Consider the following 11,389-nt stretch of genomic DNA (forward strand, 5'->3'; position numbering starts at 1 on the left):
TTTTGGGGTGCCTGATGGGTAAGAAACGGATCAACCTCGCGCTTCAGGGTGGCGGCGCGCATGGCGCCTTTACCTGGGGCGCTCTCGAAGTGCTGCTGGATGACCCTGAAATCGAGATCGCGGGCATTTCGGGAACCTCGGCAGGGGCGTTGAACGGTGCCGCGCTGAAATCGGGCATGATCCAGGATGGTGAGGCAGGGGCGATTGCCAACCTTGAGGCACTCTGGTCGCGGATGGGCGCGGTTGGGGATATGCGGCTGATCAACTGGATGACCAGCTTTGGCCCGGGACCGGGACCCGTGGCGCGCGCGATGGAGTATTCGCTGCCCTATTCGATGGCTGAAACCATGTCGCGCATGGTGTCTCCCTATGCCTATGGCCCGTTCTATACCAACCCTCTCAGATCGGTAGTGGATGCCTTCAACTACAAAGAGGTCTGTTCCGAGATCGGCCCGCGTCTTTACATTTGTGCAACGAACGTGCGCACCGGCAAGGCGCGGGTGTTCACCAAGCAGGAGATCACCACCGACGTGATCCTTGCCTCGGCCTGTCTGCCCACAATGTTCCAGGCGGTGGAAATCGAAGATCCGGAGACGGGGGAGTGCGATGCCTATTGGGATGGCGGCTATACCGGCAATCCGGCCTTGTTTCCGCTGTTTGACCGCGAGTTGCCGGATGATGTGGTGATCATCAACATCAACCCGCTGGAGCGTGCGGAAAAGCCGGTGACACCGCAACAGATCCAGAGCCGCATCAACGAGATCAGTTTTAACAGTTCGCTGCTCAGCGAGTTGCGGGCGATTGCCTTTGCGCATCGGCTCTTGGAGCAGGGGGCGATCGACAAGGGCAGCATGAAGGATGTGAAGGTTCACATGATCGCCGATGACACGCTGATGAACGATCTGTCGGTGGCCACGAAATCGGTGCCCACACCCTATATCCTCGCCGAACTCAAGGCCGCCGGTCAGAAGGCGGCGCAGGATTTCCTCAAGTCACATAAGCAGGCGCTGAACGTGGAAAGCACCATCAACCTGCGGGATACCTACGGTTAGGACTTCGACTTTTCACCGGAGGGTTTCGTCGGGTCCTTGGCGTTGGGATAGACAAGGCCGGCGGAAATCACCAGTTTCGCGGCTTCCTCGATGCTCATGTCCAGCTCGATGATGTCTTCGCGCGGGAAGAACAGCAGGAAGCCCGAGGTTGGGTTTGGCGTGGTGGGTACGAAAACCCCCATCAGCTGATCGCTGGTATGCGGCTTGGCGTCGACTTCGCCCTTGGCCTCGGCCGAGATGAACCCAACCGCCCAAATGCCCTTGCGGGGGTATTCCACAAGGCAGGCCTTTTCAAAGTTCCGGTCAGACTGGGCAAACACCGTCTCGGCAATCTGCTTTACGCCGGAATAGATCGACCGCACGACAGGCATGCGATCCACAAGACCTTCGGCAAAGTTGATCAGCGAACGCCCGATCAGGCCCTTGGCGACCCAACCTACGAAAATCGTGAACAGGAGGAAGATGATGACGCCAACGCCACGAAGGTTGATGCCGATGTATTTTTCCGGCTGGAAGGTATAGGGCACCAGCGGTAGCACCACGCCATCCACCCAGCCAATCAGCGTCCAGATCAGCCAGATCGTCATGCCCACAGGCGCGATGACGACGATCCCCGTCAGGAATGAGGAACGCAGGCCGGCGAACATGCCGGGCTTGCGGTGGTGATGGGGTTCTTCGTCGAATGGCGTGGTCATGATCTTGGACGTCGTTTTTCTACCGCGTTACCTAAGGTCTGGGAGATTTGGGATCAACGATTCAAACCCCTCTGGCGACGTTTTTACCCTTTACCACGCATCTTTGTGATCTCGCCGGCGATTTTCGCAGCAAGACGTGCGTTGTTCAGAACCAGCGCTATGTTTGCCTCAAGCGAACGGCCTTCGGTCAGTTCGAAGATCCGCGACAGAAGGAAAGGGGTCACGCCCTTGCCAGTAACGCCCTGGGCTTCTGCTTCGGCGGTGGCTTGCGCGATGATCGGGGCGAGGGTCTCGGCGTCGATTTCGGCCTCGGTCGGGATCGGGTTGGCGATCAACTGGCCGCCGGGCAGGCCGATCTGGCCGCGTAGCACATGCGCCTTGGCGATCTCGGTCGCAGTGTCGAGGCGCAGGGGCGCGGCGAGGTCGGACTGGGCCGACCAGAAGGCGGGAAAGCTGTCCTGTCCAAAGGCGATCACCGGAACGCCGTTTGTTTCCAGAACTTCCAAAGTCTTGGGAAGGTCGAGGATGGCCTTTGCGCCAGCGGCCACGACAGTGACCGGTGTCTGCGCCAGTTCGGTCAGGTCGGCAGAGATGTCGAAACTGTGCTCGGCCCCCTTGTGCACACCGCCGATGCCGCCTGTGGCAAAGACGGGAATGCCGGCCATATCGGCGGCGATCATGGTGGCGGCGACGGTGGTCGCGCCATTGCCACCTCGCGCCATGCAGACGGCAAGGTCGGCGCGCGACAGCTTGGCCACGTCCTTGGCCTGCGCCAGTTGTTCCAGTTGCTGATCGGTCAGACCGGCGTAGAGCACACCGTCCAGAACCGCGATGGTGGCCGGCGTTGCGCCGTGCGCGCGGATTTCACCTTCGACACGACGGGCGGTTTCAAGGTTCTGCGGGTATGGCATCCCGTGCGTGATGATCGTGCTTTCCAGCGCGACAATGGGCGTGCCGGCGGCTTTGGCCTCGGCGACTTCGGGCGACAATGTGATGAGGGTCATTTCGCGTTTCCTCCGGAAACATAGGTGGCGGCCGCGTGCAGGGCGCGGGACAGGGCTTCGGCGCGGTCGCTGCCTGCGGCCTCGGCGGCGATATGGGCGGCCATGAAGGTATCACCCGCACCGGTGACGCGGGTCACCAGCACTTCGGGCGGTTTCTGGGTCAGGCATCCGTCGGCATTTGCATCCGAAGCGGAATCCCCGCCGTCGGTCACAAGGGCGCGACGTGCGCCGCGGGCCACAAGGCCCTCTGCGGCCTGTGCCGAGTTCTCGAAGGTGGTCTGGCACAGCAGTCCGGCTTCTTCGAGGTTCACGTAAAGCACCGCGCGGTCGTGCATCAGGAAGGGCATGAGGCGCGTGGCCTTGCCCGGGCTGGCCGGGGCGACCCGCAGGTCGGCATTCACGAAAAGCGGGCTTTGCGCAATGTTTTCAAGCAGGCGCTGTGTCAGGTTGCCATCCAGCGCGATATATCCGCTGTATGGGGCTTCGGCGCTGCCCAGCATCCCGTTTTCAAGCGGGCGCAGGATCTTGTCACCTGCCGCCTCAAGCGAATGGGCGTCGGCGATCGCGGCGATCAGACCGTTTGCGCCCTCAACAGCCATGTATTGATCGGTCGGCAGGTCTTCGGAACGGTAGACGTGATCGGTGACCATGCCCAATTCGTTGCAGGCGGTGATCAACTCGCGTCCCGCTGGATCCTGGCCAATGGCCGTCAGCAGGCCGGGGCGCAGGCCGAACCGCGCGAGCGTCATCGCGATATTCATCGCCACGCCGCCGGGCAAGCGGGTGATGCGGCCGGGCACATCCGATCCCTGACGCATATGGGCCGGAGAACGGCCAATGACGTCCCAGAGGACCGAGCCGATGCAGAGGATGTCAGGATCATGAGTCATGAGGCGGTTTTGACCTGTTGGTAAAGGGATGGCAAGAGAGGCCGTTACTTGGGCACGTGGAAAGTGAGCGAAGCCCAGAGGCTTTCCCATACGATGCCGTATTTGGCGGCGTCCGCGTCGGACGGGGGGCGCAGGACAACGGAATCCAGCAGGTAACTGTGGTTTGCGCGAACGGGGATGATGGCCTGTCCCGTTGCATCGGTTGCCTTAGTGAAAACCTCTACGGTTCCGTCCGGGGCGCGTTCGAATACTTCGATCAGGGCGTTCTGGCGGGGCTGGCCCTTGTAAAGCAGTTGCACCGGCAGACCATCATGCGGGGCCAACCTGTAGGGATTTGCCAGGGCGACGAACTCGCTCAGAAGGCCGGTCGCCTGATCCTGGCCGGCACCCTCATCCACTGCGACCAGAGATTTCACGAAGCGCCGGTAGCCTTCCTCGAACGGCGGCTCTGGAAGGCGGCGGCTTTTGTGCCAGTCGGCAATGTCGGCATAGCCCTTGTGGGTCGCGAAATCCACGAACCCCTGCCAGTCGCGATAGGCAACGGTCTGCATGGCGGCCTCGTGGGCAAAGCTTACAAGACCGGCCTGATCCGTCTCGTAGCGCACCGCCGGAACGTCTCCGGCGCGGCCGGTCACGGGCGTGACCCTGCCGTTCTGATAGGCATCGAACCGCAGGATACGGCGGTCGAACCAGGCGAAATCGGTGCCGCGAAAGTTTTCGCCGTTTTTCAGCGAGGCAACGATAGGCATACCGGAAGCGACTTGATACTGTTGCGGCTCAAGCCAGAACTCATGCGCGGCACAAGAGACCGCGAACAGGCAGGCGACGGAACTGGCAAAGAGGCGAGACAGGAACATGAGACAGGTGCTGCGCATTTTGGCGATGGTTTGGGTGGTGGCCCTAGGGTTGCCCGCCAAGGCCCACGAGATCAACCCGACAATTGCGGACCTGACGGTTGCCGATGGCCGCGCCGACCTTGTGTTGCGGCTCAACCTCGAGAGTTTTCTTGCCGGAATGGACCTTGATGTCACGGAAGACACGCTCGAGGCTGAGGTCGGGGCCGAGGAATACGAGGCCTTGCGCGCGCTGGGGCCGGATGCCCTTGCCGAGCGGTTCAACGAAGGGTTTGACCAAAGCCTCGGGGCGCTGGTTCTATGGGCCGACAACTCCCGCGTGCCCCTGCGGCTTGGGGCGGTCGAGATCGAAGACGCCATTGGCGTGGAATTGCCCCGCACCAGCGTCATTGGCCTGAGTGGGGATGTGCCAGAGGGCACGCGCGCGGTCTCTCTGGAATGGGGCAAGGGGTATGGGCTGTTGATCCTGCGCCAGCAGGGCGTTGAAGACCCTTATACCGGAACGCTGAACGGCGGTGAGCGAAGCCCCGCGATCTCGGTCTTAGGCGGCGACCAGTTGAGTGGCTGGCAGAGTTTCCTTGCCTATATCCCGGTTGGGTTCGATCACATCCTGCCCAAGGGGCTTGATCATATCCTCTTTGTGCTGGGGTTGTTTTTCCTGTCGCTGCGCATGGGGCCGTTGCTGTGGCAGGTCTCGGCCTTCACGCTGGCCCACACGGTGACGCTGGCGCTTGGGGCGCTGGGGTGGGTTGTGGTGCCGGCAAGCGTCGTCGAGCCGCTGATTGCCGCCTCGATCACCTATGTCGCGGTTGAAAACATCCTGTCCAAAGGCCTGACACGCTGGCGTCCCGTGGTGGTCTTCCTGTTCGGATTGCTGCACGGGCTTGGGTTTGCCTCGGTGCTGGGGGACTTTGGTCTGCCGGAGGGCACCTTTGTGGCCGCGCTCCTTGGGTTCAACGTGGGTGTCGAACTGGGCCAGCTTTGCGTGATTGCCCTTGCGTTCCTCGCAGTTGGGCTCTGGTTCGGGCAAAAACCGTGGTATCGCGCCCGCATCGCGGTGCCTGCGTCCTGCGGTATTGCCCTGATCGGTGCCTATTGGTGCGTGGAAAGGGTGTTCTTCTAATAGAACGGCGGGCGGGCCATCAGGCCCGCACCAAAAGCTTAGCTGAAGGCGGCCTTGAACTCGGCCAGCTGGGCAACCGGGTCTTCGGCACGCCAGATTTCCTCGCCAATGCCGAAGAAATCGGTGACCGGCGACAGTTTGCGGATGATCTCGACATCGAGCGCGCCCTCGGCGACCACGGGCACTTCGATCATCTGCGACCACCATTCGAACAGTTCATGATCGGCAACGGTGCCATCGCCCAGAGGGGTGCTGCCAACCGGACCGAACGAGATGTAGTCGGCACCCTGTTCGCCGGCGGTCATGCCGTCGTGACGCGACGCGCCGCAGTAGGCGCCGACAATGGCATCGTCACCAAGATCCTTGCGGGTCTTGCGCATGGACCGCGCGCCGTCGGTCAGGTGGACCCCATCAAGGCCAAGCCGTTCGGCCAGCACGACATGTTCCGCGATCACGATTGCCACGTCACGGGCGTGACAGGTCTCGCGAAGGGCATCGGCGGCGCGGCTGATGCGGTCTTCGTCCTGGGTGGCCAGCGCAAGGCGCACGCAGGCAATGTCGGTGTCGTCCAGAACCCGGGCCAATTGCTCGGGAAAACGGCTGAGTTCAATCTCGGGCGGGGTGATGAGATAGATCTGGGGCAGCTCGGTTTCGGCCATCTTCGGGCTCCTGTCGGTGAGTCTTCGCGCCGCTATAACGCGGTTTTTCGGCTTTGGCTACTTGGCAGGCATGGGTGCGACAAAATCAAGGGCGAGAGCAAGCAGTTGCGCGCGCCGGTCATCGTCGGCCATCAGGTCGTCATCGACGTCGATCATGCCGCCCATGGGGCGTCCGGTGAAATCCATCGGGCGCGCGCCTTCGATAGCAAGCGCTGTCGCCTCGTTGTCCTTGCCGACACGATACATGCCGCCACCCTTGTGCACCCCGCAGAGCATGTTGCCGTTCATGAGAAAGCACAGCCCCCCGAACATGCGCTTTTCACTGATGCCGATCCGGTCGACAAGGTCATCGCGGATCAGGCTCGCCAGCCCTTCGTCATAGGCCATGTCTCTTGCCTCCGTTCCATGCGCGAAAATTCTAGGCCGGAACGGGGGATAATTGAAGCCACGGCTTGTCATCAGAGGCACGCGGGCGATATGAGCAGCCAGATATTTCTGAAAAAGAGACGCCGATGCCCACCGCGACCCCACAGCCCGCCTTTGTTCTTGTTCGCCCGCAGATGGGGGAAAACATCGGGGGCGCCGCCCGTGCGATGTGGAACTTTGGTCTGGACCGTATGCGCATTGTCGATCCGCGTGATGGCTGGCCGAACCAGCGCGCGGTGGCGATGGCATCCGGGGCAGGGCGTCTTCTGGATGAGGCCAAGCTGTGCGACACCACCGCTGAGGCGCTTGAGGACTGTCACTTTGTCTTTGCCACCACGGCGCGGGCGCGGGGCCTGACCAAACCGGTGGTGACACCGGAGCGCGCGATGGAAATGGCACGCGAAAAGATTGCGGCGGGCGAAAAGGTCGCCGTGTTGTTCGGGCCGGAACGTTCGGGCCTTGAAAACGATGACATCGCCCGCGCCAACGCTATCATCAACGTGCCGGTGAACCCCGAGTTCGCTTCGCTCAACCTTGCGCAGTGTGTCTTGCTGACAGCCTATGAATGGCGACGCGGTGCCGTCGATGTCGAGGCCGAGCGCGTCGACATGGCCAAGACCGAATGGGCCAATCAGGCAGAAATGGAAGCCCTGCAAAGCCACTATGAAGAGCGGCTGGATCAGGCCGGTTTCTTCTTTCCCCCGGGCAAGGAGGAAGGCATGAAGACCAACCTGCGCAATATGTGGAGCCGGATGCGCCTGACCCGTGCGGATGTGCAGATGCTGCATGGCGTGATGCGGCAAATGGTACGCTGGAAAGAACGCGGCGATTAATCCGCGCAGGCCGCTTGAAGCCCGCTAGGGTGCGCCCTAATCTCCCCTCCGAAGAAGCACGAGGATCAACAGCCAGATGAGCCAGAAACGCAGCATTTTCGAAGAGGTCGGCAAGAGCAGCCCGAAGGACGCCCCCAAGGCGGTTGGCGTGATCGACAAGGGCGCGAAAGGTGCCCGCCGTGGCATTCGGGCCTGGCTCATGGTGCTGTTTGCGATGGTTGTGGTGATGATCGTCGTTGGCGGCTTGACCCGCCTGACCGACAGTGGCCTGTCGATCACCGAATGGCGTCCCGTGACCGGGGCCGTTCCGCCGATGAACGAGGCCGACTGGCAATCCGAGTTCGACAAGTACAAGCAGATCGACCAGTGGCGGATCGAGAACCAGTGGATGACGCTGGAAGACTTCAAGACGATCTACTGGTGGGAATGGGGTCATCGCCAGATCGGCCGCGTGATCGGCCTTGTCTGGGCCTTGGGCCTTGCCGGTTTCGCCATCGCCCGCAACATTCCGACGGGTTGGACCGGGCGTCTTGTCCTGATCGGCGCGCTTGGCGGAGTTCAGGGCGCCGTGGGCTGGTGGATGGTGGAATCCGGTGTGACGTCAGGGGAAGGCGTGACCACCGTGGCCTCGTATCGACTGGCAACGCACCTTGGTCTGGCCTTCGTGATCCTTGGGTTCATCGCCTGGTACATCTTGCTGCTTGGCCGCGAAGAACGTGACCTGATGCAGGCGCGCCGTGGCAAGGAGGCCAAGCTGTTCTCGATGTCCACGGGTCTGTTGCACATGGCGTTTATCCAAATTCTGCTGGGAGCCCTGGTGGCGGGCATCGACGCAGGTCGCAGTTATACCGACTGGCCGCTGATGGGCGGGCAGGTGATCCCGCCCGATCCGTTCCTGCTTGAGCCGATGTGGAAGAACTTCTTTGAAAACCCGGGCCTTGTGCAGTTCATCCACCGCATCTGGGGCTATCTCTTCGTGATTTTCGCGGTGATCGTCTGGCGTCGTGGCCGGACCTCGGCGCACGCCGGTACCCAGTTTGCCTTCAATGCCGTGATGGCCGCTGTCGCGGTTCAGCTGTTGCTGGGCATCGGCACCGTTCTTTACGCCGCGCAGGTTCATATCGCGATCACGCACCAGATCGTGGCGATTGCCGTCTGGGTGCTGATCCTGCGGGCGCGGTTCCTGTCTCATTTCCCCGTATCCCGTTCCATTCGAGAAGGTTGATCCATGTCCGCATTTGACGAGTTGATGGCGTTCCAGCACCAAACCGAGGCGCTGGGGCAGGTGGCTGGCCGCTTGGGCTGGGATCAGGAAACGGTCATGCCTCGTGGATCGGCGGCGCAGCGGTCCGAAGAGATGGCGGCAATGGAAAGTGTGCTGCACGCCCGTCGCACCGATCCGCGCGTGGGCGAGTGGCTGGCCGCGATCGACGATGCGATGCTGGACGAGGTCGGTCAGGCCCAGATGCGCCACATCCGCAAATCCTTTGCCCGCACCATGAAAGTGCCTGCCGATCTGGCAGCGCAGATCGCCAAGGTGACCAGCCGCGCACAGGGCCAATGGGCCGAGGCGCGGGCCAGTGAGGACGTGGCGGCCTTCCTTCCGGTGCTGCGCGAGGTTGTCGATCTCAAGCGTCAGGAAGGGCAGGCGCTGGCGGATGGCGGCGATGTCTATGACGCGATGATCGACGACTACGAACCCGATATGAAGGCGGCGGACCTGCAGGCCATGTTCGATGCCATGCGTCCACGTCTTGTTGCCTTGCGCAGTGCCGTTCTGGACAAGCCCGCGCCCCGTGCGCTCAAGGGCAAGTTCCCGCCGCGTAAGCAGATGCAGCTGACCCGCAAGCTGGCGCAGGCTTTCGGCTATGATCTTGGCATGGGTCGCATCGACAAGGCCGTGCATCCGTTTTCGTCGGGCTCGGGCCATGACGTGCGTATCACCACCCGCACCAGCCCGCGCGATCCGTTCAACTGTTTCTATTCGACAATCCACGAGGTTGGCCACGCCTGCTATGAGCAGGGCATCGACGATGCCTATGCGCTGACACCGCTGGGGCAGGGCGTGTCGATGGGTGTGCACGAAAGCCAGAGCCGCATCTACGAGAACCAGCTTGGGCGCAGTCAGGCCTTTACCGGCTGGCTGTTCAAGGAGATGCGCGAAGCCTTTGGCAAGTTCGGCGTCGGGACGCCCGAGAAGTTCTATGCCACCGTGAACACCGTTCACAAAGGCTATATCCGGACCGAGGCCGACGAGGTGCAGTACAACCTGCACATCATGCTGCGCTTTGATCTTGAACGCGCCCTGATGGGGGGCGATCTGGAGGTCGAGGATCTGGAAGCGGCGTGGAATGACCGGTTCGAAGCGGATTTCGGCTATGCCGTCGACAAGCCTTCGAACGGTGTCTTGCAGGATGTCCACTGGTCGGTGGGCCTGTTCGGCTATTTCCCGACCTACAGCCTTGGCAATGTCTATGCCGGTTGCCTGCATCAGGCGCTGCGCAAGGCGGTTCCAGACCTCGATGCGCAGCTTGCGCAGGGGGACACATCGGCCGCAACTGGTTGGCTTCGCGAAAACTTGCAACGCCACGGTGGCCTGCGCCGTCCGGCCGAGACCATCGAACACGCAAGCGGCATGGCCCCGACGTCCGAGCCTCTTCTGGCCTATCTCGAAGAGAAATTCGGCGCGCTTTACGGCCTGTAACGATCTGACTTAGTTGAAGATATTCACGACATCCTCGTCATCGAGGGTGTCGTTTCGTTTTGCGTGCACCGGCACAGGTACAAGGGCGGGGGTGTCCTGCAAAGGTGTGATCGGAAGGACCGCGCGCAACCGAGTCTGTGGATCAAGCCGGCGCACCGCGACCTTGCGTTTGACAAGGGAGGAGTGGCGAAAGTGACGCCCCTTCATCAGCATCAGGCATTGAAGCAGGGCGCAAAGCGTGACCGCCTCTTGCCAGAGCGCACCCAGTTTCGGGGTGTCGTTAAACACCAGCGTATCCAGTGCGGTGGCCAGAACAACCATCATCGCGATGACGTGGATACTCGCCCGCAGCCAGATGCCCGCCATCATCGTATAGGCCGGCAGGAACAGGGCGGCGGCACCGATGATCGTGGCCTGGGTCTCGGGCATGAAGTGTTTCAGGGTCGGTACGAGGTCTGGCCCCGGTGCGATGCCAACGCTGACTGCCATGAGGTAAGAGGCAATCAGGATACGCATCAAGACCAGTTTGAAACTGCGGGTGCTGGGCGTGTCAGTTGGATGTGTGTTGCGCATGGGGCCGTCTTGGATCGTGAGTAGAAAGAGGCCGGCACTACACAAAATGCGTAAAACTCACGCGGCACCACTAACGCGCCGGCCTTTGCCTCAATCCTAGGCCGGGAATGGGACGAAAATGGGACGCGGCTGTGACGGTTTAGCGGGCTTTGCAGACCATCGCCCGTCCATCGCTGCGGGTAACGCGCAAGGCGCCGTCCTCCAATCGCTCAACGATCCGCTCTGCGCCATAGCCATCCGAGGTGAGCCGCCCGTTCGTGGTGAGCTCGTATTCGGCCTCGACGGTCTTGCCTTTGACAATGGCCACGTAGGGCACCGCCGTGGCATCCGGTGCGATGATCTCAAACGACCATTGCAGGGGGATCGGCCCCTGGAGGCAATCAAAGGTGCGGTTGCTGAGGCTGTCCAGAAGGGCCGCACCCGCGAGTTCTTCGGCGGCAAGGGGCGCGGCGAGGAGGGCAAGGGAAACGGCGAGGGGGCGAATTGCGAGCATGGACGACCTCTGGGTGGCGAAAGGGGCAGGTTCGACATAGGCGTTTTTCCCCAGTCGAACCTTGACCTTGGTCATGCGCCGCT

The 11,389-nt window shown here is 61.8% G+C and carries 13 protein-coding genes; 5 read left to right on the forward strand and 8 right to left on the reverse strand.

The annotated features are described in order from the left end of the window. Positions 1-14 precede the first annotated feature (14 nt). The gene (locus NNA36_RS09185) at positions 15-1,052 is read left to right on the forward strand and encodes a patatin-like phospholipase family protein (RefSeq protein WP_255106595.1); all 1,038 of its coding nucleotides are present in this window, start codon (positions 15-17) and stop codon (positions 1,050-1,052) included. Here the strand turns inward: NNA36_RS09185 and NNA36_RS09190 are convergent. The 4 genes from NNA36_RS09190 to NNA36_RS09205 all read right to left on the reverse strand — a co-directional run bounded on the left by NNA36_RS09190 (position 1,049) and on the right by NNA36_RS09205 (position 4,498). Further along, positions 1,049-1,747: a DUF502 domain-containing protein gene (locus NNA36_RS09190; RefSeq protein WP_255106597.1), complete on the reverse strand. Its 699-nt coding sequence runs from the start codon at positions 1,745-1,747 to the stop codon at positions 1,049-1,051. The genes NNA36_RS09185 and NNA36_RS09190 overlap by 4 nt on opposite strands. An 83-nt stretch (positions 1,748-1,830) precedes the next feature. Beyond that, on the reverse strand, positions 1,831-2,751 hold the full coding sequence (locus NNA36_RS09195) for a pseudouridine-5'-phosphate glycosidase (protein WP_255106599.1): 921 nt from the start codon (positions 2,749-2,751) through the stop codon (positions 1,831-1,833). Continuing rightward, complete coding sequence (locus NNA36_RS09200) at positions 2,748-3,641, reverse strand: PfkB family carbohydrate kinase (protein WP_255106601.1); 894 nt, start codon at positions 3,639-3,641, stop codon at positions 2,748-2,750. The genes NNA36_RS09195 and NNA36_RS09200 overlap by 4 nt, the downstream gene beginning before the upstream one ends. A gap of 44 nt (positions 3,642-3,685) precedes the next feature. After that, entirely contained in the window at positions 3,686-4,498 is an 813-nt protein-coding gene (locus NNA36_RS09205; protein ID WP_255106603.1) for a DUF4198 domain-containing protein, read from the reverse strand. Here NNA36_RS09205 and NNA36_RS09210 point away from each other — a divergent pair. Beyond that, a complete protein-coding gene (locus NNA36_RS09210; RefSeq protein WP_255106605.1) occupies positions 4,497-5,618 on the forward strand; it encodes a HupE/UreJ family protein in 1,122 nt (373 codons plus the stop codon). The genes NNA36_RS09205 and NNA36_RS09210 overlap by 2 nt on opposite strands. Before the next feature lie 38 nt (positions 5,619-5,656). Here the strand turns inward: NNA36_RS09210 and NNA36_RS09215 are convergent, their stop codons facing one another. Continuing rightward, complete coding sequence (locus NNA36_RS09215) at positions 5,657-6,277, reverse strand: thiamine phosphate synthase (RefSeq protein WP_255106606.1); 621 nt, start codon at positions 6,275-6,277, stop codon at positions 5,657-5,659. Between the two features lie 57 nt (positions 6,278-6,334). Beyond that, positions 6,335-6,664 carry a TfoX/Sxy family protein gene (locus NNA36_RS09220; protein ID WP_255106607.1) on the reverse strand — a complete coding sequence of 110 codons (330 nt, stop codon included), beginning with the start codon at positions 6,662-6,664 and terminating at the stop codon, positions 6,335-6,337. Positions 6,665-6,789: 125 nt separating this feature from the next. Between NNA36_RS09220 and NNA36_RS09225 the strand changes: the two genes are divergently transcribed. The 3 genes from NNA36_RS09225 (at position 6,790) to NNA36_RS09235 (ending at position 10,240) form a co-directional block, all read left to right on the forward strand. Continuing rightward, positions 6,790-7,536 carry an RNA methyltransferase gene (locus NNA36_RS09225; RefSeq protein WP_255106608.1) on the forward strand — a complete coding sequence of 249 codons (747 nt, stop codon included), beginning with the start codon at positions 6,790-6,792 and terminating at the stop codon, positions 7,534-7,536. A gap of 76 nt (positions 7,537-7,612) precedes the next feature. After that, positions 7,613-8,761: a heme A synthase gene (gene ctaA, locus NNA36_RS09230; RefSeq protein ID WP_255106610.1), complete on the forward strand. Its 1,149-nt coding sequence runs from the start codon at positions 7,613-7,615 to the stop codon at positions 8,759-8,761. Between the two features lie 3 nt (positions 8,762-8,764). Continuing rightward, positions 8,765-10,240 carry a carboxypeptidase M32 gene (locus NNA36_RS09235; protein ID WP_255106611.1) on the forward strand — a complete coding sequence of 492 codons (1,476 nt, stop codon included), beginning with the start codon at positions 8,765-8,767 and terminating at the stop codon, positions 10,238-10,240. 9 nt (positions 10,241-10,249) lie between these two features. On the opposite strand, the gene NNA36_RS09240 is transcribed toward NNA36_RS09235, so the two are convergent. Next, on the reverse strand, positions 10,250-10,813 hold the full coding sequence (locus NNA36_RS09240; protein ID WP_255106612.1) for a hypothetical protein: 564 nt from the start codon (positions 10,811-10,813) through the stop codon (positions 10,250-10,252). A gap of 139 nt (positions 10,814-10,952) precedes the next feature. Then, positions 10,953-11,381: a hypothetical protein gene (locus NNA36_RS09245; RefSeq protein WP_255106613.1), complete on the reverse strand. Its 429-nt coding sequence runs from the start codon at positions 11,379-11,381 to the stop codon at positions 10,953-10,955. Positions 11,382-11,389: the final 8 nt, after the last annotated feature.

The organism is Shimia sp. CNT1-13L.2 (genome assembly GCF_024331145.1).
Lineage (GTDB): Bacteria > Pseudomonadota > Alphaproteobacteria > Rhodobacterales > Rhodobacteraceae > Shimia.

Excerpts from the sequence above, each read along its gene's own strand:
- NNA36_RS09195 (WP_255106599.1), bottom strand. The coding sequence starts at position 2,751 with ATGACCCTCATCACATTGTCGCCCGAAGTCGCCGAGGCCAAAGCCGCC.
- NNA36_RS09205 (WP_255106603.1), bottom strand. The coding sequence starts at position 4,498 with ATGTTCCTGTCTCGCCTCTTTGCCAGTTCCGTCGCCTGCCTGTTCGCG.
- NNA36_RS09215 (WP_255106606.1), bottom strand. The coding sequence starts at position 6,277 with ATGGCCGAAACCGAGCTGCCCCAGATCTATCTCATCACCCCGCCCGAG.
- NNA36_RS09240 (WP_255106612.1), bottom strand. The coding sequence starts at position 10,813 with ATGCGCAACACACATCCAACTGACACGCCCAGCACCCGCAGTTTCAAA.
- NNA36_RS09225 (WP_255106608.1), top strand. The coding sequence starts at position 6,790 with ATGCCCACCGCGACCCCACAGCCCGCCTTTGTTCTTGTTCGCCCGCAG.
- NNA36_RS09210 (WP_255106605.1), top strand. The coding sequence starts at position 4,497 with ATGAGACAGGTGCTGCGCATTTTGGCGATGGTTTGGGTGGTGGCCCTA.
- NNA36_RS09185 (WP_255106595.1), top strand. The coding sequence starts at position 15 with ATGGGTAAGAAACGGATCAACCTCGCGCTTCAGGGTGGCGGCGCGCAT.
- NNA36_RS09200 (WP_255106601.1), bottom strand. The coding sequence starts at position 3,641 with ATGACTCATGATCCTGACATCCTCTGCATCGGCTCGGTCCTCTGGGAC.
- NNA36_RS09220 (WP_255106607.1), bottom strand. The coding sequence starts at position 6,664 with ATGGCCTATGACGAAGGGCTGGCGAGCCTGATCCGCGATGACCTTGTC.
- ctaA (WP_255106610.1), top strand. The coding sequence starts at position 7,613 with ATGAGCCAGAAACGCAGCATTTTCGAAGAGGTCGGCAAGAGCAGCCCG.
- NNA36_RS09190 (WP_255106597.1), bottom strand. The coding sequence starts at position 1,747 with ATGACCACGCCATTCGACGAAGAACCCCATCACCACCGCAAGCCCGGC.
- NNA36_RS09235 (WP_255106611.1), top strand. The coding sequence starts at position 8,765 with ATGTCCGCATTTGACGAGTTGATGGCGTTCCAGCACCAAACCGAGGCG.
- NNA36_RS09245 (WP_255106613.1), bottom strand. The coding sequence starts at position 11,381 with ATGACCAAGGTCAAGGTTCGACTGGGGAAAAACGCCTATGTCGAACCT.